The organism is Streptomyces sp. NPDC088745 (assembly GCF_044751045.1).
Lineage (GTDB): Bacteria > Actinomycetota > Actinomycetes > Streptomycetales > Streptomycetaceae > Streptomyces > Streptomyces cremeus.
Map to the genome: position 1 here is coordinate 257351 of NZ_JBIVLB010000004.1, position 24578 is coordinate 281928.

Annotated in this window: 23 protein-coding genes and 1 pseudogene; 9 read left to right on the plus strand and 15 right to left on the minus strand. The window is 69.6% G+C overall.

What is annotated here, in order from left to right; all coding sequences use genetic code 11:
* Positions 1-333: 333 nt before the first annotated feature.
* Together ACIP93_RS14005 and ACIP93_RS14010 are read right to left on the minus strand one after the other, a co-directional pair.
* Positions 334-927, minus strand: a complete 594-nt coding sequence (locus tag ACIP93_RS14005; protein ID WP_401758330.1) for a hemerythrin domain-containing protein — start codon at positions 925-927, stop codon at positions 334-336.
* Positions 924-2138 (minus strand): hypothetical protein, encoded by a 1215-nt coding sequence (locus tag ACIP93_RS14010; protein WP_401758333.1) that lies wholly within the window; start codon positions 2136-2138, stop codon positions 924-926. Before ACIP93_RS14010 ends, ACIP93_RS14005 begins: the two co-directional genes overlap by 4 nt.
* A 324-nt stretch (positions 2139-2462) precedes the next feature.
* Here ACIP93_RS14010 and ctaD point away from each other — a divergent pair, with 324 nt between their 5' ends.
* The 4 genes and pseudogenes from ctaD (at position 2463) to ACIP93_RS14030 (ending at position 6259) form a co-directional block, all read left to right on the plus strand.
* Positions 2463-4181: a cytochrome c oxidase subunit I gene (ctaD, locus tag ACIP93_RS14015; protein WP_401758336.1), complete on the plus strand. Its 1719-nt coding sequence runs from the start codon at positions 2463-2465 to the stop codon at positions 4179-4181.
* Between the two features lie 2 nt (positions 4182-4183).
* Positions 4184-4543, plus strand: a complete 360-nt coding sequence (locus ACIP93_RS14020) for a hypothetical protein (RefSeq protein WP_401758339.1) — start codon at positions 4184-4186, stop codon at positions 4541-4543.
* A 219-nt stretch (positions 4544-4762) separates the two neighbouring features.
* Positions 4763-4997 (plus strand): annotated as a pseudogene (locus ACIP93_RS14025) (S9 family peptidase); the annotation flags it as partial.
* Between the two features lie 167 nt (positions 4998-5164).
* Complete coding sequence (locus ACIP93_RS14030; RefSeq protein WP_401758342.1) at positions 5165-6259, plus strand: glutamate--cysteine ligase; 1095 nt, start codon at positions 5165-5167, stop codon at positions 6257-6259.
* Positions 6260-6378: 119 nt separating this feature from the next.
* On the opposite strand, the gene ACIP93_RS14035 is transcribed toward ACIP93_RS14030, so the two are convergent.
* Together ACIP93_RS14035 and ACIP93_RS14040 are read right to left on the minus strand one after the other, a co-directional pair.
* Positions 6379-6738, minus strand: coding sequence for a TraR/DksA family transcriptional regulator (locus ACIP93_RS14035; RefSeq protein ID WP_401758345.1), 360 nt, complete (start codon positions 6736-6738; stop codon positions 6379-6381).
* 144 nt (positions 6739-6882) lie between these two features.
* Complete coding sequence (locus tag ACIP93_RS14040; RefSeq protein WP_345217598.1) at positions 6883-7386, minus strand: metallophosphoesterase; 504 nt, start codon at positions 7384-7386, stop codon at positions 6883-6885.
* Positions 7387-7606: 220 nt separating this feature from the next.
* On the opposite strand from ACIP93_RS14040, the gene ACIP93_RS14045 reads away from it, so the two are divergent.
* From ACIP93_RS14045 to ACIP93_RS14055, 3 genes are all read left to right on the plus strand, one after another.
* Positions 7607-7852, plus strand: coding sequence for a DUF6158 family protein (locus ACIP93_RS14045; protein ID WP_345217600.1), 246 nt, complete (start codon positions 7607-7609; stop codon positions 7850-7852).
* Positions 7853-8037: 185 nt separating this feature from the next.
* Complete coding sequence (locus tag ACIP93_RS14050; RefSeq protein WP_345217601.1) at positions 8038-8307, plus strand: DUF6480 family protein; 270 nt, start codon at positions 8038-8040, stop codon at positions 8305-8307.
* A gap of 174 nt (positions 8308-8481) precedes the next feature.
* Positions 8482-8649, plus strand: a complete 168-nt coding sequence (locus ACIP93_RS14055) for a hypothetical protein (RefSeq protein ID WP_401758349.1) — start codon at positions 8482-8484, stop codon at positions 8647-8649.
* Positions 8650-8758: 109 nt separating this feature from the next.
* Here ACIP93_RS14055 and ACIP93_RS14060 read toward each other — a convergent pair whose 3' ends face one another.
* Positions 8759-9172 carry an SRPBCC family protein gene (locus ACIP93_RS14060; protein WP_401758352.1) on the minus strand — a complete coding sequence of 138 codons (414 nt, stop codon included), beginning with the start codon at positions 9170-9172 and terminating at the stop codon, positions 8759-8761.
* A 370-nt stretch (positions 9173-9542) separates the two neighbouring features.
* Between ACIP93_RS14060 and ACIP93_RS14065 the strand changes: the two genes are divergently transcribed.
* Positions 9543-10346 carry an NAD(P)-dependent oxidoreductase gene (locus tag ACIP93_RS14065; RefSeq protein ID WP_345217607.1) on the plus strand — a complete coding sequence of 268 codons (804 nt, stop codon included), beginning with the start codon at positions 9543-9545 and terminating at the stop codon, positions 10344-10346.
* A 30-nt stretch (positions 10347-10376) separates the two neighbouring features.
* On the opposite strand, the gene ACIP93_RS14070 is transcribed toward ACIP93_RS14065, so the two are convergent.
* The 3 genes from ACIP93_RS14070 to ACIP93_RS14080 all read right to left on the minus strand — a co-directional run bounded on the left by ACIP93_RS14070 (position 10377) and on the right by ACIP93_RS14080 (position 14386).
* Positions 10377-11906 carry a UDP-N-acetylglucosamine 1-carboxyvinyltransferase gene (locus tag ACIP93_RS14070; RefSeq protein WP_345217609.1) on the minus strand — a complete coding sequence of 510 codons (1530 nt, stop codon included), beginning with the start codon at positions 11904-11906 and terminating at the stop codon, positions 10377-10379.
* Positions 11907-12001: 95 nt separating this feature from the next.
* Positions 12002-13378: an FAD-binding oxidoreductase gene (locus tag ACIP93_RS14075; RefSeq protein WP_401758356.1), complete on the minus strand. Its 1377-nt coding sequence runs from the start codon at positions 13376-13378 to the stop codon at positions 12002-12004.
* A gap of 108 nt (positions 13379-13486) precedes the next feature.
* On the minus strand, positions 13487-14386 hold the full coding sequence (locus tag ACIP93_RS14080; protein ID WP_401758359.1) for a virginiamycin B lyase: 900 nt from the start codon (positions 14384-14386) through the stop codon (positions 13487-13489).
* Between the two features lie 297 nt (positions 14387-14683).
* Between ACIP93_RS14080 and ACIP93_RS14085 the strand changes: the two genes are divergently transcribed.
* Positions 14684-15598 carry an aminoglycoside phosphotransferase family protein gene (locus tag ACIP93_RS14085; RefSeq protein ID WP_401758840.1) on the plus strand — a complete coding sequence of 305 codons (915 nt, stop codon included), beginning with the start codon at positions 14684-14686 and terminating at the stop codon, positions 15596-15598.
* A 544-nt stretch (positions 15599-16142) separates the two neighbouring features.
* Here ACIP93_RS14085 and ACIP93_RS14090 read toward each other — a convergent pair.
* The 7 genes from ACIP93_RS14090 to ACIP93_RS14120 all read right to left on the minus strand — a co-directional run bounded on the left by ACIP93_RS14090 (position 16143) and on the right by ACIP93_RS14120 (position 24490).
* Positions 16143-16682, minus strand: a complete 540-nt coding sequence (locus tag ACIP93_RS14090; RefSeq protein ID WP_401758361.1) for a hypothetical protein — start codon at positions 16680-16682, stop codon at positions 16143-16145.
* A gap of 269 nt (positions 16683-16951) precedes the next feature.
* Complete coding sequence (locus ACIP93_RS14095; protein ID WP_401758364.1) at positions 16952-17623, minus strand: hypothetical protein; 672 nt, start codon at positions 17621-17623, stop codon at positions 16952-16954.
* A gap of 928 nt (positions 17624-18551) precedes the next feature.
* Positions 18552-20018, minus strand: a complete 1467-nt coding sequence (locus ACIP93_RS14100) for an ATP-dependent nuclease (RefSeq protein ID WP_401758367.1) — start codon at positions 20016-20018, stop codon at positions 18552-18554.
* A 180-nt stretch (positions 20019-20198) separates the two neighbouring features.
* The gene (locus ACIP93_RS14105) at positions 20199-20837 is read right to left on the minus strand and encodes a hypothetical protein (protein ID WP_401758369.1); all 639 of its coding nucleotides are present in this window, start codon (positions 20835-20837) and stop codon (positions 20199-20201) included.
* 1 nt (position 20838) lies between these two features.
* Positions 20839-21870 (minus strand): ATP-binding protein, encoded by a 1032-nt coding sequence (locus ACIP93_RS14110; protein WP_356738713.1) that lies wholly within the window; start codon positions 21868-21870, stop codon positions 20839-20841.
* Entirely contained in the window at positions 21867-23381 is a 1515-nt protein-coding gene (locus ACIP93_RS14115; RefSeq protein WP_401758842.1) for a Mu transposase C-terminal domain-containing protein, read from the minus strand. The genes ACIP93_RS14110 and ACIP93_RS14115 overlap by 4 nt, the downstream gene beginning before the upstream one ends.
* A 356-nt stretch (positions 23382-23737) precedes the next feature.
* Positions 23738-24490 carry a TnsA-like heteromeric transposase endonuclease subunit gene (locus ACIP93_RS14120; RefSeq protein WP_356738711.1) on the minus strand — a complete coding sequence of 251 codons (753 nt, stop codon included), beginning with the start codon at positions 24488-24490 and terminating at the stop codon, positions 23738-23740.
* Positions 24491-24578: the final 88 nt, after the last annotated feature.

A 24578-nucleotide genomic window follows, 5' to 3' on the forward strand; every position in this document is an offset into this window, starting at 1 on the left:
CCATTTATGTTCCCTTTACGCAACCATAACCACCTGATCCGCGAGTGTCGACATGACCACTTTTTGAGGACGCTGCCGAGGAAGAGATTCGCGCGTCGACACGGCTGCCCCCAGCCCTGAGGCGGGAAATTCCGGCGCGATGCCGTGATGCGCATGCCGCGGTCTGTTTTCCGGAACCACCCGTGGGAACCGCCCGTCGGGAGGAGGATTCCGCACGATGCGGATTCCGGAGAAGCGCGGCGCCGCCTCGGGAAAGCGGGCTCCGGAACCGGGGTGCGCCACACAGCCACGCGGCGGCCCGGCCCGCGCGGGCCGGGCCGCCGCGTGACGAGGTCATCCGTCCTTGCCCATGGCTTTGCGGACGGCGTCCTTGGTGCGGTCCATCAGCGCCGCGACGGGGCCCAGTGCCATGTTGGCCGCCGCCGACTCCACGCCGGGGTGCGGACGGGTGGGGGCCATGGCTTCGGCGGCCTTGACCGCTTTGGCCATACTCGCGAGTTCGGTGATGTCGGTGCTGCGGCGGATGTGCGCGAACTCGTAGCGTTCCTCGGCCCGGGCGTGCGCCTGGACGTCCGCGCGCAGCTTCAGCAACCGGGGCATGAACGTGGGGTCGTCCGTGTCGAGGCCGTCGAGCGCGGCGAGGGACTCCTTGGCGGCCTTCTCCTCGGCGAGCCGGTCCTCCACGACCTGCCTGCCGCCGGGGAGACCGCGGCGGGCGAAGGGGTGGACGACCTCCTCCTCGGCCGTCTCGTGCACCGCCAGCAGGCGCACCAGCCGACGGAACGCGTCACGGCGCTCGTCGCCCTTGGTGGCTTCGACCTCGTCGAAGAGGTTGCGGATGTCACCGTGCTGACGCATCAGCAGGGACACGACATCGGTGTCGGGAGCACGGTCGTCACCGGCTTGGGGGGTCCGGAGGTCGCTCATGCCTCGGTGGCCCCCTTCCCGCGCTGCGCGGGGTCGGGGTGCTCGCCCTCGGTCTGCACCCGGTACTCCCGGCCGAACATGGCGTCGTGTTCCTCCATGACCCGGTCGCTGGGAGGCGCCTCGCCGCCGTGGATCTGCTCCTGCATCTGCTCGAACCTCTCGTGCGCCTCGCGCACGTACCCCGCGCCGAGCGTGGTGAGGTCCATCTGCGTGTCCAGCAGCTCACGCAGGTACGCCTTGTTCGGCTCGAAGGTGAGCACGTTCGGCAGCTCGGGGGCCAGCACCGACTCCGGGTCGCGGCCGTCGTGCCGGCGCATCAGGTCGCAGGCGATGTGCAGGTGCTCCAGCTCCATGTTCAGGTGCAGTTCCCAGACCGCCTTCACCCTGGGGTCGCTCTCCTGCTCCATGAAGGAGTGGTAGAGGTAGCACTCGTTGTACTCGTGGTTGACCAGCTGCTCCCACCACGTCTCGCCCGGGTCCACCAGGGACTCGTAGTGCGTGACGTGCTCCTCCTCGATGAGCCCGATCTCCTGGTAGAGCCGGCGGGCGATCGGCTCCATGTAGGTGGGGCCGGTGTTCATGTAGAAGTTCATCGTCTGCTGCTCCGCCGACAGGATCGTCAGCGCGTGCAGCTTGGAGAGCGGACTCGTGTCGTCCTTGGCGTACGGGTCGCGCACGTTGTCCACCGGGTTGCGGTGGTGGAACCGGGTGGGGCGGCCCGGCATCACCTCGGTCAGCCCGTCGACGATCGACTCCGCCTTGCGGTGCTCGATCATCTCGTACAGGTTCGCGTACCGGTACAGGTGGTCGAAGTCCTCCAGCACGCCGAACTGGTACGCCTGCTTCAGGTACGGGTCCGGCTCCATCCGTGCCACCCACGCCGTCAGGTCCACCGCCACCTGCTCGTAGGCGATCGTCGTCTCCAGCACCGAGGACACCCCCGGTAACAGCCAGTTCACCACTTTCTGCTGCTGCGCCTCGATGTACCGGGTGCGGGCCAGGAGGCGTTTCACCTCCGGGTCCTTGGTGTGCCGGGCGAGCTGATGGCTGAACATGATCGCCTCGACCTCGATGCCGTTCATCGTGATGATGCGGCAGCGGGTGTAGGGGTCACAGTGGTCGGGGTCGATCGGCTTCACATCCAGCTCACGCCAGTTGCGCAGCTGCCGGTCCAGCGGGATTCCCCGCTGTTCGAGCGGATTGAACGTCACGACACATCTCCTCGGAGTCGACGGACGGACGAAGTACCCCTGCAGCCGGAACCCATGTCCACAAGGCGCTGGCAACCCGTATTTCGTCCGCCCGCTTTCGCCCGCCCCCGCGAAATCCGACGCCAATCACCCGGACATCGCGCAATGGAGTGGTCCGCGGGACGCAGGAAGGGCCGACCGGCGGCCCGGGGCGCCGCGCCGACGCAATTCTTCGCGAAAACGCGCATGGGGCCAAGCCGGTGACGTTCCCTCAGAGCGGCGTTTGTCTTCGCAAGGCAGGGGTACTCTGCTGCGGCCTCGTTCGTACTCGTGCTGGGAATACGCATGACCTCGCAGACTGAGACCGAGAATGCCGCCCCCGTTCCGGTGAAGGGCCGCGGTCCGGGCGCGGTGGTGATCAGCTGGCTCACCACGACCGATCACAAGAAGATCGGCCACCTGTACCTGATCACCTCCTTCACGTTCTTTCTCTTCGGCGGGGTGCTGGCCCTCCTGATGCGGGCCGAACTCGCCCGGCCGGGAATCCAATTCCTCTCCAACGAGCAGTACAACCAGTCGTTCACCATGCACGGCACGGTGATGCTGCTGCTGTTCGCCACCCCCACGTTCGCCGGGTTCGCCAACGCGATCATGCCGCTGCAGATCGGTTCGCCCGATGTGGCTTTTCCGCGGCTGAACATGTTCTCGTACTGGCTGTTCCTGTTCGGCGGCCTGATCGTCGTGGGCGGGATGCTCACCAGTAACGGAACCGCCGACTTCGGCTGGACCGCCTACACCCCGCTCAGCAGGGAGGAGCGCTCGCCCAGCATCGGCGCCGACATGTGGATCATGGGGCTGGCCCTGTCGGGATTCGGCACCATCCTGGGCGCCGTCAACTTCATCACCACCATCATCTGCATGCGCGCCCCCGGGATGACGATGTTCCGGATGCCGATCTTCACCTGGAACGTGCTGCTCACCTCGGTGCTCGTCCTGCTGGCTTTCCCGGTGCTGGCCGCCGCTCTGCTCGTCCTTGAGTCCGACCGCCGTTTCGGCTCGCACGTCTTCGCTCCGGAGAACGGCGGAAGCCTGCTCTGGCAGCACCTCTTCTGGTTCTTCGGGCACCCGGAGGTCTACATCCTGGCGCTGCCGTTCTTCGGCGTGGTCACCGAGATCCTGCCGGTGTTCTCCCGTAAACCCATCTTCGGATACGTGGAACTGGTGGGCGCCACCATCGCGATCACCGGGCTTTCGGTGACGGTGTGGGCCCACCACATGTTCGCCACCGGAGGAGTTCTGCTGCCGTTCTTCTCCTTCATGACGTACCTGATCGCGGTGCCGACCGGAGTGAAGTTCTTCAACTGGATCGGCACCATGTGGAAGGGTTCCATCAGCTTCGAGACCCCCATGCTGTGGGCGGTCGGGTTCCTGGTGACCTTCCTGTTCGGCGGGCTGACCGGCGTCATCCTCGGCTCACCGCCGCTGGACTTCCACGTCACCGACTCCTACTTCGTGGTGGCGCACTTCCACTACGTGCTGTTCGGCACGATCGTCTTCGCGATGTTCGCCGGCTTCCACTTCTGGTGGCCCAAGATGACCGGCACCATGCTCGACGAACGGCTCGGCAAAATTCACTTCTGGACGCTCTTCGTCGGCTTCCACCTGACCTTCCTGGTCCAGCACTGGCTCGGCGCCGAAGGGATGCCGCGCCGCTACGCCGACTACCTCGCGGCCGACGGTTTCACCGCCCTCAACACGCTCTCCACCATCGGCTCCTTCCTGCTCGGCCTGTCCACCCTGCCGTTCCTCTACAACGTGTGGAAGACGGCCAAGTACGGCAAGCGCATCGAAGTCGACGACCCCTGGGGATACGGCCGCTCCCTGGAATGGGCCACCTCCTGCCCGCCACCGCGCCACAACTTCACCACGCTGCCCAGGATCCGCTCCGAATCCCCCGCCTTCGACCTGCACCACCCCGAGATCACCGCCCTCGACGAGGCCCGTCTCACCGGCCAGCGCGACGTCCTGGAACCGGATGACAACATCGGCGGAAAAGAAGAGTGAGGATGCCCGAACGCAACCGGAGCGACCGCGAGACAGCCGCGGGCATCAGCCGGCTGGAGGGGTACCTCCTGTGCCAGGCGGAAATCCGACGAGCCCAGTCGCAGGGCAAGGACTTCGCCGGGCGCCTGACCTGGCTGACCACCGCCCAGCAGGAGGAGGTGGCCCGGCACTACGCCCAGGACCGTCTCGCCACGACCAGGCAAGCGCTGGCGGCCGTCAACGCACGCCAAGCGGAACTGCGGGCGGAGTACACCGCCCGCTACCGGGCACTGCGCCGGCAACTGCTGTGCCGTTGCGTGGCCCTGCTCCTCACGGCCCTCACTCTGTCCTTCAGCGCCGTCCTCCTCGTCGCACTGCGGTGACCCCCCGGCGGATCACCCCTCACCTCGTCGGACTTCCGCCGTGTTGGCGTGTGCCACACGGTTGCGCTGGACTGTGCGTACACCTGGTCGAACACGGGTCGTGAACCGCCTCCACGGGAGGGCGACCGGGCCGCCGGTTTCCGCACGGCAGCCCCGCTTCGTCGGTGGCGAGGGGTGTGGGCCGGGGCTGCCCGGGTTCCCAGGTGTCGGCTGTGGCGCCTGACGTCGGCATCCCTCGTGTGGCACCCGGAGCTGTTCCGTACGGGCATCGCGGTGCGCGGGACGTCCGACCCCGGGACGTCCGACCTCGGGACGTTCTTCACGGGAACCGGGCCGTGGATCGCGGAGCCCACGATGCGGCACACAAGTACGGCCATCCGAGCACGACCGGGGGCTGCTGCGCTCCCTCTCCCGCAGGAACCGCAGCGACGAATCGCGTGTACCTCTTCCCGCGGGGCCGCCAGTCGGCGGCTGTTCCGCCGCACCGCGACCGACTGGGGCGGCGTCACCCGCAAGGCTGAGCGGATCGGCCGCCGGGGCGCCTCCAACGGTGTGAGTTGCCGACGCGCGCTGAAACCGTCATATCGATTCATTTCGCCCCATGTGGGTACCTGATACGCCATGATCACCATTGGGGTCGAGGAAGAGTACCTGCTGCTCGATCCGGACACGTGCCTGCCGGTGCCGCTCAGTGAGCAGGTACGGGCAGCAGCCGGGCTCGGGCCGGTCGTCGAGGGCACCGAGGTCCAGCCGGAGCTGTTGCAGGCACAGGTGGAGATCGCCACTCCGGTCTGCACCGGCCTGGAGGAGGTGGGCGGCCATCTGCTGCGGCTTCGGCATGTGCTCGGCGCCGCGGCGGAACGCAATGGCTGCCTGATCGCCGCGTGCGGCGCGGCCCCGTACCGTACGGCCGTGCCCGTACCGGTGACCCCCAGCGCCCGGTACCTGTCGATGCACTCCCAGGCGCCGCAGCTCGTGGACGAGCAGCTCATCAACGGCATGCACGTGCACGCGGCCGTGCCGGACCAGGAGACGGGCGTCGCCGTCCTGAACCGCATCGGCGTCTGGCTGCCGGTCCTGGTGGCCATGTCCGCGAACTCGCCCCTGTGGGACGGCGGGGACACCGGCTTCGCGAGCTGGCGCACAGTGATCTTCGACCGCTGGCCGGTCAGCGGCCCGCCGCCCCGCTTCGCCTCGGTCGCCGACCGCGAAGAGCGGATCCGTGCCCTGCTGGACACCGGCGTCGTCGCCGACACCGGCCAGCTGTACTGGCAGGCCCGGCTCTCCGACCGCTACCCCACGGTCGAGGTGCGCTGCGCCGACGTGCAACTGCGCGCCGACTCCGCGGTCATGTTCGCGGGCATCGTACGGGCGCTGGTCGCCTCGGCGATCCGGGACGAGAAGGCGGGCGCCCCGCTGCCGGTTTCCACGCCGGAGCTGGCGCGGGCAGCCAACTGGCACGCCGCCCGGCACGGGCTGAGCGGCACGCTCATCGACCCGTCCGGACAGCCGCGACGGGCGGGCGACGTGCTGCGCATGCTGCTCGACCACCTGAAACCGGCACTGGACGAGACGGGGGACACCCGCGAGGTGACCGCGCTGACGCATCGACTGCTGAGGGAGGGCACCCCCGCCGACCAGCAACGCCGCGCCCTGCGCCGGGGCGGCCGGTCGGCCCTCGTGGAGCTGATCACCTCGGAGACGACCGCCACCTGAGGCAGCCCGTGCCGCCGCCGCCCGTCATGACTGCCCAGGCCGCGCAGGAGGACTTCCGGCGTCGCCGGGGGAGACGTCCCCTCTCGGCGCGGCTCTCCGCACGCGGAGAAGGGCCGCGCTCACCGCGCGGGGCGGCCCTCGACGTCACGGCGGCAGGCGACGCACCACCGGGTGTGCGGCACGGCGAGCAGCCGCTCGGGGTCGATGGCGGCGCCGCAGGAGACGCAGAGACCGAAGGCGCCCTCGTCCAGGCGGTGCAGGGCAGCCGTCGCGCGGGCCAGTTGCCGCCGTGCCTCCTCCGCGCGGCCGTGTTCCTCCGTGAGGGCGGCGCGAGTGGAAGCGGCGTCCGCCGCGTCGAGGTCGCAGTCGGCCCGGAGTTCCGTGATCGCCGCCTCGGCCAGGGCAGCGCGCCGCCGGAACATCTCCACCCGCGCGGCGAGCTCCTCGCGCAGTTCCTGCGGCCGGGGGGATTGCGGCATGTCCCGCTCCTTGTCTTCGTTCGTCCACGAGTACGGCCGTCCACGAGTACGGCCGCGGGCCCGGCGCTCCGGTGGGGCGCGGGTGCGGTTCGGGGCCGGCGCGCACCGGTGAGGTCGTCCCCGCCGGACACCGTGTCCAGGGCGTCAGGAACGGGGCGGCAGCCGGTGCAGACGGAGGCCGACGAGCCGGGCGTCCTCCACCTCGGCGGTCATGTACGTGCAGTGGGGCTGCCGCCGTCTGTCGGTCGGCGAGCCCGGGTTCAGCAGGCGCAGCCCGCCGGGCGCGGTGGTGTCCCACGGAATGTGGCTGTGGCCGAACACCAGGACGTCGAGGTCGGCGAAGCGCTCCTGGCACCGCTCCTCGCGGCCCCGCGCCGGCCCCGTCTCGTGCACGACGCCGAAGCGGAGCCCACCGCACTCCACCCGCGCCACTTCGCCCAGCCGGGCCCGCAACCCGGGCCCGTCGTTGTTGCCGTGGACGGCGACCAGGCGCCGCGCACGGGCCTGGAACACGTCCAGTGTGGCCGTGTCCACCCAGTCGCCCGCGTGAAAGACGACATCGGCCTCGTCCACCGCTGCGAGGAGGGCCGGGGGCAGCTCCCTGGCCCGTTTGGGCACATGCGTGTCCGACGTCAGCAAGAGGCGCACAGTCGCTCCCGTTCCGGCCGGTACCGAGGCCCACGGCATGCCGCGCGTCCGGCGTGCCGTGAGTGATCGTACGAGCCGGAGGTGCGGGGCCGCACGGGCACAGGCTTCCTGTGGCTGCCGCGCGAGCCGCTTCCCCCGCCGTCGTCACCTCCGATCCGCTCGCGCGGACGGCCGCCCGGCAGGGCAGGATGAGGACGGGGACGAAGGAGGCAAATCCGCGATGAGCGTGCGCGAGAACGGGCCGTCGGCCCGGGACCTGGAAGACGACCAGCTCCTCAAGGAACTGGAGGCCATACACCGCACGAGGCACGAAACCCTGCTGTACGCGTCGGACAACGCGCTCAGCACACATACGCAACGGATGGACGAGCTGGAACGCGAGTACGTACGCCGTCACCCGCACCGTGCCCAGACCTCCTCCCGCACCCGCGCCGGCGCCCGCGCCCGTACCGGCGAAGACGACTGACCGGGAGACCGGGCGCGGGTCCTGTGCTCGGCCGAGGCGGGCACGGCGGCCACCGGACCGGGCGAAGCACGGTGCCGGCGATCGGCCGGAGCGATGACGGCATGCGAGGAGCCCGTGGCGCGGAGCCAGGCCCCTGCGGTGAGCAAAAGAGGTGGGGATGCGGAGGGAGTGGGACCGTGGATCACATGACTCCTTCCCAGCACCCGGACCGCCGCTCCAAGTCCTACCGCCCCAACCCGGATCCCGACCCGGGGAACACCGCGGGCCTGGAACCCGGCGGCGGGGTACCACCGGGAGAGACCCCGCCCGCCGAGAGCAGCATGTCGGGAGCGGGGCCCGACGAGACGCACAATCCGCCGACGGGCTGGGCCAAGGGGCCGCTCTTCCTGATCATCGGCCTCGCGGTGGTGGTGGCGGGATTCTTCCTCGCGTACGCGATCGTGCTGCTCCAGTGACGTGGAGCGGCCCCGCGACGCGTACAGCGGCGCGGGAGACGGCTCCGGGGCACCGAGAGCGCCCAGGCGGGCCGGAGGAGCGGTCGGAGTCGCGGGCGGAAGGCGACGGGTGGAAGGTGAGGTACGGCGCGTCACCCGTGGCGCCGACACCCCCATCGGACAAGGAAGCCCGACATGAGTGAGCAGACACCGTCCCAGGCCGAGGGCGAGCGCACCGAGGACACCACGGCCGACGAGGAGCAGCCGGCTCCGGGCAGTGACGCCCCCGAGGTTCCCCGCACGACCCCTTCGCAGGCAGAGGGCGCCGACGACCAGGACCCGGAAACCGCGGAGAGCAGCTAGCCCGTGCGCCCGCGGCGGTCCGCTCCCGGCCCGCCGTGGCGCACGAGGCCGCCGACACGGCCGGGAACGGCGCCCGGTGCTGCCCGGTGCGCCACTACCGGGCCGCCGGTCAGCCGGCGGCGTTGTCGACGCGCAGCCGTACCTGCTGCTCCAGCCGCTCCAGGCTGCTGTCCAGGGCGGCGTGCACGGCCTGTTCACCCGGGTCGTGCGCGTCCTCGAAGAACGACAGGTGCACGGTCACCTCGCTGGCTCCGCTGTCGAGGCCGGCGACCTGGAGCCAGCCGGTGTAGGAGCCCTGCTCCCGGGTGCCCCATTCGAGCCGCATCTGCTCGGGCCGGGCACGCAGCAGGGCGGCCAGGTCCTTTCCGGTGCGGTCCTCGTGCACGGTGACGGACGGCGGGTCCTCGGCACGCACGTGCAGGTCCTGAGGCATCCAGGCGTCCAGTTGGTCCATGTCGGCGGCTTGGTCGAAGACGTGCTCGGGAAGTGCGGGCATCGTGCGCGCCCGTTCGTACTCGGTCATCGCGGCACCGGTTCTCGGCTCGGGAACATGTGACGGAACGCTTGCCCGGCTCGTGTGCGCCGTATCCGGCGCCGCACAGTTCCACCCGTTCGCCACGGCGGCAGCCGTTTCGGGAACCGGCCGCCGGCTGCCGTCCCGCCGTGACCCCGGCCAGGGCCACAGCGGGATCGCGGCGTGCACGGACGGCTTCGGACAGGGGGACCGCATGCCGTTCGCCGGTGACTGCGCCGTCGCGGCTCCGCACGGCGGGCGCGGGGCCCGAAAGGCCCCGTCTCCCGTTCAGCAGGCACCCGCTCCCGGTTCCCCACCTCCTTGATGAGTGGATCAACAGGCGCGAAGATGTGTGCTTGTCGAAGCCGGAGGAGGCGCAGTGAGTCTGGGCACGGTGGCGGTGACGGGGGCGGCGGGCACCATCGGTTCCGTGGCACGGGAGGCCCTGCGGGGCGAGGCGGAGCGGTTGATCCTGCTCGACCGGGCGCCGCTGCGCCAGGAGGCCGAGAACGAGGACGTGCGCCAGGTGGATCTGCGGGACGCCGCCGCCGTGGAGTCCGCCCTCACGGGAGCCGACCGGGTGCTCCATCTGGGCGGGATACCCGACGAGGCGCCCCTCCCCGAGCTGCTCGAAGCCAACGTGCTCGGCACCCACCACGTCCTGGAGGCCGCGCGGCGCACCGGCATCGAGCGGGTGGTGCTGGCCGGCAGCAACCGGGTGACCGGCTTCTACCCTGCCGCGCACCTCACCGGCCCCCAGGAACCGGTACGCCCTGACGGGCTCTACGGGGTGAGCAAAGCCGCCGTCGAGGCGCTCGGCCGGCTGTACGCCGACAAGTTCGGCCTGTCCGTCGTCTGCCTGCGCATCGGCAGCTTCGAGCGTCTGCCCACCGAACCCCGGCACCTGGCGACGTGGCTGAGTCCGCGCGACGCCGTCGGCTACATCCGGGCCGCCCTGACCGCACCGGCCTCCACCACCTTCGCCGTCGCGTACGCCGTCTCCGCCAACACCCGTCGTTTCTGGGAACTCCCCGACCCGGCGGAACTGGCCTACACCCCCGTCGACAACGCGGAACTCCACGCTGCGGACATCGCCCCGACGGACTCCCCGGCCGACCCGGCCCACCCCCAGGCCGGCCCCTACGCCCTGCCCGAGTTCACCCTCAAGCACCTTCGGCCCTGAACGCTCACCCGCACAGGAGACGCCCCGCTCTCAGATGTCCCGGAAGATCTCGATCTGCGCGCCCACCGAGTTCAAACGCTCCGCCAGGTCCTCGTAACCGCGGTTGATCACGTACACGTTGCGCAGTACGGACGTGCCCTCGGCCGCCATCATGGCCAGCAGGACGACGACGGCGGGGCGCAGTGCGGGCGGGCACATCATCTCGGCGGCGCGCCAGCGGGTCGGGCCCTCGACCAGCACGCGGTGCGGGTCCAGGAGTTGGAGCCGTCCGCCGAGGCGGTTGAGGTCCGTCAGGTAGATCGCCCGGTTGTCGTAGACCCAGTCGTGGATCAGGGTCTGGCCCTGGGCCGTCGCCGCGATCGCCGCGAAGAACGGCACGTTGTCGATGTTGAGGCCCGGGAAGGGCATCGGGTGGATCTTGTCGATCGGCGCTTCGAGCTTGGAGGGGCGGACGGTGAGGTCGACCAGCCGGGTGCGGCCGTTGTCCGCGCTGTACTCGGCGGAGCGGTCGTGGTCGAGGCACATCTCCTCCAGGACCGCGAGTTCGATTTCGAGGAACTCGATCGGCACCCGGCGGATCGTCAGCTCGGACTCCGTGACGACGGCCGCGGCCAGCAGGCTCATCGCCTCGACCGGGTCCTCGGAGGGGGAGTAGTCCACGTCCACGTCGATGTCCGGCACGCCGTGCACGGTCAGGGTGGTCGTGCCGACGCCCTCCACCCGGACGCCCAGCGCCTCCAGGAAGAAGCACAGGTCCTGGACCATGTAGTTGGAGGACGCGTTGCGGATGACCGTCGTGCCGTCGTGGCGGGCGGCGGCCAGCAGCGCGTTCTCGGTCACCGTGTCGCCGCGCTCGGTCAGCACGATCGGGCGGTCGGGACCGGCCGGCTTCTCGACCTCGGCGTGGTAGACGCCCTCGGTGGCCGTGATGTCCAGACCGAACCGGCGCAGCGCGATCATGTGCGGCTCGATCGTGCGCGTACCGAGGTCGCAACCGCCCGCGTACGGCAGCTTGAAGCGGTCCATGCGGTGCAGCAGCGGGCCCAGGAACATGATGATCGAGCGGGTGCGCCGGGCCGCGTCCGCGTCCATGGCCGCCATGTCCAGCTCGGCGGGCGGGACGATCTCCAGGTCCTTGCCGTCGTTGATCCAGCGGGTGCGCACGCCGATGGAGCTCAGTACCTCCAGAAGGCGGAACACCTCCTCGATCCGGGCCACCTTGCGCAGGACCGTGCGGCCCTTGTTCAGGAGCGAGGCGCACAGCAGCGCCACGCACGCGTTCTTGCTGGTCTTGACGTCGATCGCGCCGGAGAGGCGACGGCCCCCCACCACGCGAAGGTGCATCGGACCCGAGTACCCCAGCGACACGATCTCGCTGTCGAGGGCTTCACCGATTCGGGCGATCATCTCAAGGCTGATGTTTTGATTGCCGCGCTCGATCCGGTTCACCGCGCTCTGGCTGGTGCCGAGTGCCTCCGCGAGCTGCGTCTGCGTCCAGCCACGGTGCTGACGCGCGTCACGGATGAGCTTGCCGATGCGTACGAGGTAGTCGTCTGCCATGGGCGGAAGGCTATCTCAGATATGAGATGACAACTCACTGGGCTGGGCCGAAGGGGTGAGGCGCCTGTCACCCCGTCAGCTCCGCCGCCCCCCGTTCAGCCGGTCGCCGGAACGATGTTGCGGTTGTGCCGGAAGAGGTTGGCGGGGTCCAGCCGGGCCTTCAGCCGCGCCAGCCGGGCGTAGTCGCCGGGCGTGTAACCCCGCCTGGTCTGCGCCTCCGTGGCCCGCTCGCCGTCACCGAACTCGAACGGCAGCGCGCAGCCCAGCGTCCGCGCGGCGAGCGCCGTCCGCAGGTCCTGCTGTACGGAACGGGCGACCCCCAGCGACGCGTTCCCCGCCACCGGTGTGATGAGCTGCACAAGGTACTGGGCGTCCCGGTGCCCGAGCGCGCTCCCGCCGCCGTCCTGCGGCATGCGCGTCAGCGCACCCCCGAGGTGGCGCACGTTGAGCACGCACATGATGTCCGCGTCCGGCCCGCCCGCCTCGACCACCCCGGCCAGCGCGTCCTCGTCGATCCCCGCCAGCAGGACGTTCGTCGCGCTGTACGCGTGCGGGGAGGGCGGGTCGCTGTAGATCTCGGCGCTGTCCGTGTACGGCATCTCCCGCAGGCCGTCCTTCAGCGGCGGCGCGACCGCCCGCAGCGGCGCCACCAGCCGCTCGCCCTCCTCGGCGGGTCCGTCGAAGGCCACCGAGACCGTGGCGACGTACCGCCCGCGCAGCAGCTCGGGCAGCATCGGCAGGTCCGGATACGCGACGAACCCGATCCCCGAGGACACCGTCTCCGGCACGGTCCGCGTCCACGCGGTCCAGGTCCGCATCAGCTCCTCGGCGTGCTCGCCGTCGAAGACGAGCTGCCCGCCGTAGACCCGCTCGACCGGTACGAGGCCGACCTCGATCGCGGTCACCACGCCGAAGTTGTGCCCGGCCCCGCGCAGCGCCCACAACAGCTCCGGGTCACCGGCCGCGTCCACCGTCCGCACCTCGCCGTCCGCCGTGACGATCTCGGCCGCCTTCAGGTGGTCGGCCGCATACCCGAACTCCCGCGCCAGCACCCCGATGCCGCCGCCGAGCGTGTACGCCACCGCGCCGACCCCCGGGAACGATCCGCTGAGCGGCGCGAGCCCGAACCGGGCCGCCTCCTCGATCACCCGCCCCCAGGTCACGCCGGCCCCGATCCACGCCGTGCGCGCGCCGACGTCGATCCGTACGCCGTCCAGCCCACGGGTGACGACCAGGACCCCGCCCTCGTTCGCGACCGACAGTCCGTGCCCGGTGGCCTGCACGGCGACGCTCAGCCGGTGTTCTCGGGCATACGTCACGGCGGCCCGCACGTCCTCGGCGCTGCGGGCCGCGACGACCACGGCGGGCCGGTGCGTGTACGCGGTGTTGAACCCGGCGAGTTCCGCGTCGTACCCCTCGTCCCCGGGAACGTGGACGGAACCCTCGACGGCCGGGAAGTCCTTGCTCACCACGGTGCTGCTCCTCAAGTCGGTACCACCGGCACGGTGTTGTGCCGGTGCGCAGCAGCCTGCCCCGGATACCTGACAGCCTCCGTCATGTATCCGGAACCGTGCCCCCGGCTACTGCTCCTCCGCCGTCTCGACGCGCCCCAGCGCCCCCGACTCCAGGGCCGTCCAGAGCGTGCCGTCGGGGCCGAGTGCGATGCCGTGCGGCTCGGAGGCGCCCGCGGGGATCCCGTACGACTCGATCCGCGAACCGTCCACCGTGACCCGCCCGATCCGGTTCGCGCCCCACTCGGTGAACCACATCGCCCCGTCCGCCCCCGCCACCACCGCGTGCGGGCGCGCGGCGCGGCCGGGGAGGGGGAACTCCGTGACGTTCCCCTCGGCGTCGACGCGCCCCACCTGGCCGGCCATGATCTCGACGAACCACATCGCGCCGTCAGGACCGGCCGCGAGCCCGACCGGGCCGGCCGCTTCGGTGGGCAGGGGGTGCACCCGTATCTCCCCGGAGAGCTCGATCGAAGCGACCGCGTTGCCCTGGTTGAGTGTGAACCACAGGCGCCCGCCGGCCGGGTCCGCCGCGATCGCCGACGGGAAACCGCCCGTCACGGGCACCGGGAACTCCGTCACCTCGCCGTCGGGGGTGATCCGGCAGATCCGGTCGGTGTTCATCTCGGTGAACCACACCGCGCCGTCGGGGCCCGGCGCGATGCCGTACGGGCCCGCGTCCGGCCGCTCGTACGAGGTGACGGCGCCGTCGACGGCGATGCGGCCGACCCGGTTCCCCCGGTACTCGGTGAACCACAGCGCGCCGTCCGGGCCGGGCGCGATCACGGCGGGGCCGCCCTCCCGGTCCGCCAGCGGGTACGAGGTGAGCTCGCCGTCGGCGCCGAGCCGCCCGATCGCTCCCTCGCGGACCTTGGTGAACCACATGGCGCCGTCCGGGCCCGCCGTGACTCCGTAGGGGCCGGCCTTCTCGTCGGACACGGGGACGACGGTGATGGATGTGCGGGGCACTCGGAGACTCTCCTCGGTCGGTGGAACGCGGACACGCAGAAACACGGAAGCGCCGTACGCGCCGGGCGGCCCGCGGGCTGTCCCAGCGAAGTTAGTCGCAGCCCTGGAACTCCCCGCGGCGGGTACCGGCGGACCCGCGTGGAAGCCGCCGAACGGGGCGGCCGGAAAACCCGGTTGATCCCGACCGCGACACCGCGATACTGACTGTCGTCCCGGCCGACCCGGCACCCGGCCCAGCCGGACCGGGCCGCCCACGGGGCTTCGGACCGGACCGATGGAGGGCCTGCGAGCGTGACCATGCACGACGACCAGGTGGAGGTGGACGCCGACACCGTCGCCGCCCTGATCGAGGAGCAGTTCCCCCGGTGGCGCGGCAGGGCGGTCCGGCGCGTGTCCTCGACCGGGACGGTCAACGCCATCTTCCGGATCGGGGACGACCTCTCCGCACGATTCCCACTGCGCGCGTCCGACGCCGCCCAGGCGCTGACGGTCCTGGAGCGGGAGGCCCGCGCGGGCGCGGAACTGGCACAGGTGTCCCCGTTCCCGGTCCCGGAGCCCGTCGCGCTGGGAAGGCCAGGAGCGGGCTTCCCCATGCCGTGGTCGGTCCAGACCTGGGTGTCCGGAACGGACGCCTTCACCGCCGACCCGGGCGGGTCGGACGCCTTCGCCGAGGACCTCGCGGCCTTCATCACGGTCCTGCGGAAGGCCGGGACGCGGGGGCGGCGGTTCAGCGGGGGAGGCCGCGGCGGGGTGCTGACCGACCACGACGAGTGGATGGCGACGTGCTTCGAGGAGAGCGAGCGGCTGAGCGGGCGGCCGGACGGCGCTCCGCTCGACGTGCCCCGGCTGCGCCGCCTGTGGAGCCGCTTCCGCACATTGCCGCGCACGGGCGCCGACGTCATGAGCCACGGCGACCTGATTCCCGGCAACGTCCTGGTCACGGGCGACCGGCTCGGCGGCGTCCTCGACACCGGCGACTTCGGCCCGGCCGACCCCGCCCTGGACCTGGTCGGCGCCTGGCACCTGCTGCGGCCGGGCCCGCGGGAGGTGCTCCGCCGGACGCTGGCCTGTGACGACCTGGAGTGGGAGCGCGGCAAGGCATGGGCGTTCGAGCAGGCGATGGGCGTCGTCTGGTACTACGTCGACAGCAATCCGACGATGAGCGCCATGGGACGCCGGACGCTGGCCCGCATCCTGGAGTCGACGGAGTGACGGCGGCGCACCGGCCCGGCGGGGCAGCCGGGCATGACCGTACGGCCGTAGGGCCGTGGACGGCGGTCTCATCGAAGTTCGAGCAGGCGGGCACTGCCGGCCGCCGCCGGCGAGCTGGTGCCGACCTCGGCGGTCGAGGCGATCGACCAGCGCCTTGAGCACCCGGCTGAGAAAGGAGAAGGCGAACTCCCCGAGTACACGGACGAGCCGCTCGCCGCAGAACTGCGGAGGCGACTGCGGGATCTGGACCTCGTCGCACGCTGCTCGAAGGATCTCCGCCACTCCGTCCCGGGGCTTCCCGTCGACACCTCCATCCGGTCCCGCGTCGAGCTGCGCGCTCCTCTTTCCTGCCGGGAGCGAGCACACCGGAGGCCATGGCGGCGAAGGCGAACCAGGTCAACTGCGACGGCACGGGCCGACCTGTCGCCATGAAGTCAGTCGGGTGGGCTCCTGCTGACCTGCGCGGACCGTGTTCGGTGAGACGGGTGCCGCGAGGGTTCCTGGTGGATTTCATCTGACTGCGTCGCGCGGTGGCGACGCCCCTTCATCGCTCTCCGCCGACCTGACGCGCTTCGAGCCATGCTGCCTCGAACTCGGCCGGGGAGATTTCCAAGTCCGCCCACTCGGGATCGAACAGGTCCACAACCGGCGAGTTGAACGACCAGTCGTCCGGACTGCTCCGCAGCGCGGTTCCGTCGTCGCTGAGTTCCACCTGGCGCAACCTGCGGCCGTCGGAGCCGACCTCCATGAAGTAGGTCGCTGGTTCATCGCCGTCCCAGCGACGCCGCAGGTGCACGATGCTCCGGTCAGCGAGCGCGCCGAAACCGGGGCGGCCGCGCTGGGCGTCGCGCATGGTCCGCAGCTCGTCCAGGCCCGGAGGCATGGCCGGCTCATCGATGTCGACTTCGTCCAGGTTCCGGCCGGCCCGCTCGATGGCCTCCGGACTGTCGATCACCTCGACTTCCGCGAAGGTCTCAAGGACCTCTCGGGCTGATCGTGCGTGGATCCACCACCACGCACCGCCCATGCCGTAGTCGTTCAGGACGAGAAAGCGCGACTTCGGGGTGGAAGGAAGGTTTGTCATACCGGCTGAGCGTAGGGGGGCCTGTCGCGCCGCCGACCGCCCCTCGTACCGGCAGTACGGAACCAGCGACACACGTGGGAGCGCGAGTGCCCTTCAAGAGGGGCCGGCGCAGCGGCCCTTGCCCGTCGACGAACACGGCGGGTGTGGAGAGGAAGGCATCGGCGTTCCTCGGGCCGTGGGCGAAGTTGAACGTGTCCAGCCAGTATCACGAGTCCCGCATCCCTGCCGCACTGCTGAAGCGGTGGTTGAGCTGCCGGTGGACCCACTGGTCAGCAGTCGCCAGGCGACGAGTCCGCTGCTTGCGGAAGGTCTCTGATCCGGGGGTGCTTCAGCGGGGGGCCGATGTCCAGGTCTTCGCTGAGCTTGGCGATCAGGGCGGGGGCCAGTGCCGGCGCGTAACGGAAAGCCCATTGACCGGCGAGGGCGAGGAAACCGTGGAGCTTGTCGTGCACGGTGTGCAGAAGGTCCGGCAGGTCGGCCAGAGGAAGCTCGACGGGGGTCTTCGTTGGCGGGTCCGTGTCGGGCCACACCCTGACGAGCGCCCCCCGGTGCTCGATGTGCGCGGCGGTGCCGTGACCGAGCCAGACCTCTTCGCCGTGCATGAGGCCGAGCCAGTCGCGCCAGCTTTCCAGGCCGAAGCAGCAACCCGGAGCGATCGCGACGCCGGTCGCAGTGTCCTGCAGGAGGATGCCGCCCGGCGCGATGGCGAGATCGGCATTCAGCAGGTTCTGGATGCGCCGGATGCCGGGCTCGGTGTCCGGGGCCTCGCCGTCGGGGTCGTCGTGGTTGCAGCCGGTCAGGACCGCCATCGCTGTCCCGACTTCCAACGGTGACATCTGGCCGGAGAGGAACAGCAGGTGGTCCGGGTTCGGGGCAGCGGCGGGCCACAGGGTGAAGTCCTCGACGTCATAGGTCTCCACGACGGCATCCATGATCAGCACGGTTCGCATTGTCGCTGTCCGTGGTTCGGAGTTCCTCTGCATTTCTCGGCGGAGTGCAGGGTGCGCTCAGGTCGGGCGTCGGGGAGGCCTCGGTTTCCCCGGTTCCTCTGCCGGCAGGCATGCGAGCAATACCGCCACCGACTGCTGGCATTTTGGGCAGCAGGTGGCCGTACTCAGTGCACCGGGAGATCATTGGCGGCAGCGAGGCGTGGGACGCAGGACGTGAAGCCTTCGCCTGCGACCGGCCGGACCTGGGCGGACGGTGGGAACAGGGGCCGATCGCTCCCTTTCACCGTCGCCCAGTGCAGCCAGAACGGCTGCGAAGCGATCCCCACCACCCCGGGATCGGCGTTCATGAGCGCAAGCCTGTCCCGTTTCAGCCAGGACTCGAAGCCGACGTGCTTGCCTGGTCGTCGCCGCCCAGTACCAACCCGAGAGGTGTCGCCCACCCCGCGACCAGCGAAACGGCCGCACCGGAGCCGCCTCCTCGAACCGGCCGTCACACCGACCGTCCGGCAGCGGACTCCGCAGCCGCTTGCGCACAGCGTCCACGTACGACAGCTCAACGTACGTCTCCGCAAGATCCACCCCAGCCGGTACAGCCACCCGGCACCCCTGGTGCGATCATCCGAACGGCTGGGGTCGCCGAGTGGACGGCTCGATTGGATGACAGCGGTTACGGGTGTCCTGTCTCACCGAAGTTTGGCGATGCCGAGTCGCTGACGTGGGCGGACTATCTTCGCTGAGACAGGACGCGGACCCGGTAGATAGTGAGACGGGCCGCAGCGGATTGGTCAGCCGTGTTTCGTCTCAGCGAAGTAGTCGTCGCGCCTAGGCTGACCTGCCTCAAGGGCAGCAGTAGCGTCCTTCGTGTGTTGCCTGGCGGGAGGGGCGGCCCAAGCGCTGTCCGCGTGAGCTTCGGAGCAGGTCATGGCTGGGTGCTGTCTCGGCGGGGAAGCTTGTCGCCGATCGCCTCCACCAGAGCCTTGACTTCCTCGGGGAACTTGTGGGCCCAGGTGGTCAGGAAAGCGCTCTTGACGATGTGGCCGGAGGTGAAGTCCAGGTCGCCGCCGATCTGCTCCCAGACCATGTGCCTGTCCCAGTTGGTCAGTGCGCGCTCCTTCACGACCTTCTTCACTCGCTCCTGGTCGTGCAGGCCGAGGTGGAGGGCCACCGCAAGCCGACCTGCTTCCTCGTCCAGACAACCCAGCACCCGATTCAGTACGTGGGCCTCGGGCGAGCTGGCCCCGGGCAGGGCGAAGATGCCCTCGTCGGGATTGGCGCGCTCGAACTGGTCACCGTCGAGAATGCAAATCGACGGATAAGTACGGGTTGGGTCGATGTTGTGGTGAGCGTTGACCTTGATGGCGGGGTCGGCGCCGCCCATCGCGTGGACCTTGACCTCATCCAACTCGATGCCGCCGTGGCTGCGAAGGGCGGTGGTGACCATGAGTTCGGCGAAGGCGTCCTCGACGAAGATCGCGAGCTTGGCCTCAATCTGACCAGTGATGGTCCGCAGGGCTTTGACGTCGAGCTTTCCCTGGATCACGTTGCCGAGGAGGGCCGCCCAGATGGCCTTGGAGGGCAGTGGGGCGAGCGCGTCATTTGAGTGCGTGGTGAAAATGACCTGGCAAGACTTGCGGTGGGCGACACCGATCAAGTATTCGACCATGCGCTGAGTGGCCACCGGGTGCAGGCCGTTCTCGATCTCCTCGATAAGAATCATGGCCCCGGGGGAGGCAGCTTCGACGTCGGCGACGATACGGATGACGCTCGCTTCGCCGGCTCCGAAGTGGAACTCGGAGTACCCCTCACCCTGAGGGGTGAGCCCGGAGAAGAGCTTGACCTTGCCAGCAGCGTCCACGTAGAGCTGCTGGAACCCCTTTATGGGCTTGGCCAGGATTTTCGCGGCATGCTCTGTGACCTCGGGAGCAAGGGTCACCTCGCGCACTGCTGCGAAGGACCCGCCAATCGCGGCCTTGAAGTTAGACCGCTCTGTGGCGGGCAGGGTCCGCTCGACTCCGAACACCAGAACCTCCCGCTCTGGGGCGGTTCGGTTCCATTTGAGCTGTTTGAAGCTTGCGGTGCGCGAGACCGACAGGCGGGGGTTAAGCTCCTTGTCGATGATTTCGTACTCGATTGACCAGTTCTGCATGCTGGCGTCGTATTTGCCGCTTTTGGCAAAGAATCGCCCTGGAGCGACGCTCTTGTAGGCCAGCGCCGCCGCCCCCAGGACGGTGGTCTTGCCCCCGCCGTTCGGCCCGACCAGTGCTGTAACCGGGAACTCGAAAGTGACTTCACGGTCGGTGAAGCCTCGGAGCTTCCGCAAGGTCAGCCGCTTGAGATACTTGCCGTAGTTCTCCTTGGAGACCTTGGTCTCCAAGTCGGTGATCACGCTCTGCCGGACTTCGCTCCTGTAGTCAGCCACCACTACCCCGTCTGAGTCTGGAAGATTTATCGGGTCATCTTCGCAGATCCGACGAACTGGGAGGCGGTGTTCCTGAGTGGGGAGTCGCCAGAGCGCGTGATCTGGATTGAAGGTTATGCACATAATTATGTGCAATTACCAGGTTGGTCAGGGTTGCCACTGCGCCGCGTGACGCTGAGGGAATCGATAGCGGACGTAGTGGCGGAGCAGGGTGTAGGACACCGAGACGTCGTAATTGTCCATGAGGTTCAGCCAGATCTGTTTCGGTCCGAGACCCTGATCCAGCATGGCCTGTATGGGCTCCATGAGGTCGCTGTCCAGATGCGAATGGCTCCGTTCGACCCCTCGGGGAGGAGGCTGCATCGTGTCGAGGGCGAGGCGGACGAGACGGCGAGGGACGTGGTGCCGCAGGGCCAGGTCCTGAATGGTGTGGCCTCTGCGGGCGTCGATGTAGATGAGCAAGGCGAGATGGGGCTGGCCGGGGAACAGCTCGGTTCGCGCAGTGCGCGGGTTGGGCTTCATGCGGCCGCGCGGGGAACTGGCGTCAGCGAGAGCCCGGTCCAAAGACTCCTCGGAGCGGCCGGAAACCGCGGCCAGGCGGCCCAATTGGGGCTTGCCGAACCAGAAGGGCGGTCCGTTGAGGAAGCAGTGGAGATAGCTCGGCTTGAGGTGGTTCGCGCGGGCGAGGCGCCGAACGTAGGAGTCCGTGATCTCGCCGACGCAGGGGCGTAGTCGGACAGGTAGCGGAGCCAGCGGGCGAGGCAGCTCTGGCAGCGAGCGGGACACCTCAGCGGCCCTTCTTCGCAGCTTCCGCGGCATGGTCCAGGGGGATTGCGTCGAGAGCTGACTTGGTCACGCGTTCTGTGCCGCTGAGGATCGCGTCGATCGCGGCGCCCCGGATCGCGTGGGAGAGTGCGCCGATCATGCCGTCGGCCCGCTTGTGGAGGTAGCGGTCCAGCTTGACCAGGCTGCCCGGCGGGTGGTCGTGGAGCAACAGGGTCCTCTCCATCGTTGCGACCAGTCCCTTCCATTCGTCGCCGTAGGGGAACGGGCGGGTGGGAACGAGGGTGAAGCGGCCTGCGATCTGGGCGCCCCGAGTGCCGGCCAGGAGCTCGCTGGTGTCGAGGTTGATGCCTGCGTAGACGAACGTTGCGGGGATGCGCTCGGAGAAGTATTTCAGGGTGTCGGAGACCTCGGCACCGGCTCGTGTGACCTGCGAGACGTTATGGATTTCGTCGACGAGGACCAGACCGGTGCGGGTGTCCGTGCAGATGCCGACCACCGCTTCGATGATGTCGGTCATGTTTGATCTGGCCCGGACCGGCAGCCCCAGGAAGCGAGCGAACTCGGCCGCGACCATGCGGGCGGACGCCGCGGGCGGGACGGTGATGTAGAGCACCGGGATGCGGTCGTTGACGTTCGGGTGACGGGCCCGGTCGAGCAGTTCGTGGGCGAGCCCGAGCTGGGTGATCGCGCTGGTCTTGCCCGTTCCGGGCAGCCCGGAGACCATCAGGCCACGGCGGGCGCTGATCGCGTGCCGGTTCAGCAGGACCAGGCGCCGGCCGCAGACCACTGTCTTCTCGACGAACGAGGTGGCGACCACGAGCATCCGTGCGTGGTGGTCGAGCCGGTCGTCGTCATAGAGGGCCCGCTCGGTAGGGGACAGTTTGGCCAGTTCGGCGGAAGTCAGCAGGACCGGTGGTCTGGGGGGCCCGGTGGCGAACTTCCGCCATCCGTCCAGGGTGGTCAACTGTCGGTTGGCCTCGGCATCGGCGTCCTGGAGCGTGGTGTGCCGGGTTGCTGGTTCGGAGATGGTCACGGACGCCTCCAGGGGTTCGCGAGCGGGTCGAATAGGCCCAGCGGGATGACTTCGGCCAGCTCCGTGTCTGCCTGGTCTTCCTGAGCGGCTTCGTCGGCGGGCGGATCGGGGGTCGGCCGGTCGGGGGTGGTGGCCCGGGTCCGTGCGGCGACGCGCCGGGACCGTTTGGCCGCGGGCCCCTGCTTGGGGGTGGGACCGTCGTGGGCCCGCCGCAGCAGCGCGGCGGCCGCGTCCGCGATCTGTTCCTCCGTGCCGCCGGAAACCTGCTCGCAGGCGTGGTCCCAGGCCAGTTCCCCGAACGGGACACCGACGCGGTTGAGGTGTTTCCAGAACACGGTGATCCACCGACTGCGCCGACGGTCGCGTACCCAGATTCGGGAGATGTCGTAGGGGTCGTGGTGGATCTCCCACAAGCCCTTCTTCTCCATCACCCCGGAGTGCTGGCGGCGCAACGGCCCCAGTTCGCCGTTGTCGTAGGTGCGGTGCTTGATCCGGATGCCGTAGCTGTTGATCGCCTGCCAGCGTTCAGGCAGCAACTCGACGTAGTCCTCGCTGTCCAGCGGAACCGGGACGTAGCCGCAGGACTGAAGCAGCGTCGTGTACTTCTCGTTCGGCGAGAACGCGCGCCCCGGCGCCTGCGGATCACGCAGCCCGTCGTGCGGCCTGGTCTGCCAGACGGCGATGACCCACTCATCGAGCAGGCTCTGGAGTTCAGGAAGAGACCACAGCGGCCCGTCCTCCAGCTTCCGGCCGCGGCGGTCCGTGGTCGATCCGGTGTAGCCCGCGACGAACTGGGCGAACAGCGTGGCCACCGAGCCCAGAGTCTTCTCGATCGTGCCTTTGTCGGTCGGCGTCGCCCTGTGGGCCGGTTGCAGGTTGATGCCCAAATACCGGCAGGAGGCCCGGAAGTTCCGCGAGACGAACACCTTCCCGTGGTCGCAGACGATCGTCTCCGGCACGATCACCGGCCGTGCCGCCGCGTGCTCCAGGCGCTCGTCCAACGTCAGCAACCGCCGGTGCGGCAGCACCGAACGGGACATCCGCAGGGCCTCTGACCATCCGGGCCGCATCGCCTCCGGGGTGACGCTACGGGCCAGCAGCGCGGAAGCGTCCGCGGCCTTCGTGGTCGGCCGCAGCACCGCCGCAGTGATCGACCTCGTCGCGATGTCGACCATCGCCGTCAGCTCGACCTTCTCCGCGATCCCGTCGTCCAGGCGCACCAGCACATCCAGCGGGGTCGAGTCGATCTGCATCAGCTCGCCCGGCGCGCTGGCCGGAACCTCCCCGAACGGGTCGGGAGGCCGGGCCTTGACCGACCGTCGCGTGCGGGCCGAACCCGTCGCGTGCGTGCCCGTCGCCAGCTTGCTGTAGAGCCGGTAGAGAGTGGCCCGGGAAGGAACCTCGACACCGGCGCCGTCCTCGCGGTCGGCCAGGATCTCCTTGGTCCGCCAGACGAGGAATCCGATCGTCTTCGACGAGTCCTCGGCCGTCTCGTTGATCGCCTGCTGCATCGCCTCCACCACCGCCGCATCGACCTTGCCGAAGACCGGCATCTGCTTGGCCGACCGGCCATCGGCCAGCCCGACCACCCCGTCACGCTGATAGCGCTGGCGCCGCTGTTTGATCCCGCTGGCAGTCACCTTGTGCCCGGCCGCCGTCAACTCGGCCGCCTTGGCCCGCTCGCGCTCAGCCAACGAGTGCTGTCTCGGGTCGAACTCCGGCCGAGCCCCTGCCTCACCGGACGCCCCCGGCGGCAGCCCGTGCAGCACCTCCAGAATGTGGCCCTCCCACCAAAGTGCCTGTTCAGCGGCTGTTTCGGGAAACTCTGCGAGTCGGGCTGTGGGCGGGACCTTCCGCCCCTGCTTGTTCACTGGGCGCCCCTTCCGATCACGCCCACGACCGTGCGCGGGCTCAGCAGCTCGACCGTCAGGTCCTCGGCGACCATTTCCTGACGCCAGAGCAGATGGAACAGCGCGGGCAGCATCGCGAGCCGGTCACCTGCCGCATCAGCCCCCGGCAGCAGCGGCCCCGGCGCCGCGAAGACCTCCCGCAGGCGGTCCGCAGCCGTTGGGCGCAGGCACCGCGGGTGCCGGTAGCGGGACAGCCACCGGACATTCGCCAGCAACACCGGCTCCGGCATCCCGACCCGCTCGAAGTGCCAACCCGCCTGAGCGCAGGCGATCCGCGTCACCTCGAATGCTTCCGCGTCCTTTGGCTCGATCCGCTCGTCCGCGCGGACATCGACGACCACGGCTGAGCCGTCCACCCGGCGCACGAAGTAGTCCGGAGCGTGCCGACGCTCCTGTGCCCCGTCCTGCCAGTGCAGCCAGAAGGGCTGCGAGGCGATCCCCGTCACCTGCGGATCGAAGTCCATGAGCACGAGCCGGTCCCGCTCCAGCCAGGACTCGAAGCCCACGTGCTGCCCAGTCGTCGCCGCCCAGTACCAGCCGGCGAAGTGACGCTCACCACGGGACCACCGGAACGGCCGTACCGGTGCCACGTCCTCGAATCGAGCCGTCACACAGTCCAGCAGAGGCCGGCGCTGCCGCTGACGTACGGCGTCCACATACGACAGCTCGACGTACGGCCCTACGAGATCCACCCCAGCCCGTACGGCCACCAGCACCCCCAGCGCGTTTAGCCCGTACGGCTAGGTTCACTGAGACGGAAGGCCGAACGACTGGGTTCGCTGAGTAAACGCCTCGATT

What these genes read in the sequence shown, in the direction of transcription:
- ACIP93_RS14030 (WP_401758342.1), top strand. Translation starts at nt 5,165, where the DNA reads ATGATCACCATTGGGGTCGAGGAAGAGTACCTGCTGCTCGATCCGGAC.
- ACIP93_RS14020 (WP_401758339.1), top strand. Translation starts at nt 4,184, where the DNA reads ATGCCCGAACGCAACCGGAGCGACCGCGAGACAGCCGCGGGCATCAGC.
- ACIP93_RS14045 (WP_345217600.1), top strand. Translation starts at nt 7,607, where the DNA reads ATGAGCGTGCGCGAGAACGGGCCGTCGGCCCGGGACCTGGAAGACGAC.
- ACIP93_RS14070 (WP_345217609.1), bottom strand. Translation starts at nt 11,906, where the DNA reads ATGGCAGACGACTACCTCGTACGCATCGGCAAGCTCATCCGTGACGCG.
- ACIP93_RS14035 (WP_401758345.1), bottom strand. Translation starts at nt 6,738, where the DNA reads ATGCCGCAATCCCCCCGGCCGCAGGAACTGCGCGAGGAGCTCGCCGCG.
- ACIP93_RS14055 (WP_401758349.1), top strand. Translation starts at nt 8,482, where the DNA reads ATGAGTGAGCAGACACCGTCCCAGGCCGAGGGCGAGCGCACCGAGGAC.
- ACIP93_RS14050 (WP_345217601.1), top strand. Translation starts at nt 8,038, where the DNA reads ATGACTCCTTCCCAGCACCCGGACCGCCGCTCCAAGTCCTACCGCCCC.
- ACIP93_RS14085 (WP_401758840.1), top strand. Translation starts at nt 14,684, where the DNA reads ATGCACGACGACCAGGTGGAGGTGGACGCCGACACCGTCGCCGCCCTG.
- ctaD (WP_401758336.1), top strand. Translation starts at nt 2,463, where the DNA reads ATGACCTCGCAGACTGAGACCGAGAATGCCGCCCCCGTTCCGGTGAAG.
- ACIP93_RS14060 (WP_401758352.1), bottom strand. Translation starts at nt 9,172, where the DNA reads ATGACCGAGTACGAACGGGCGCGCACGATGCCCGCACTTCCCGAGCAC.
- ACIP93_RS14090 (WP_401758361.1), bottom strand. Translation starts at nt 16,682, where the DNA reads ATGACAAACCTTCCTTCCACCCCGAAGTCGCGCTTTCTCGTCCTGAAC.
- ACIP93_RS14115 (WP_401758842.1), bottom strand. Translation starts at nt 23,381, where the DNA reads ATGCAGCAGGCGATCAACGAGACGGCCGAGGACTCGTCGAAGACGATC.
- ACIP93_RS14005 (WP_401758330.1), bottom strand. Translation starts at nt 927, where the DNA reads ATGAGCGACCTCCGGACCCCCCAAGCCGGTGACGACCGTGCTCCCGAC.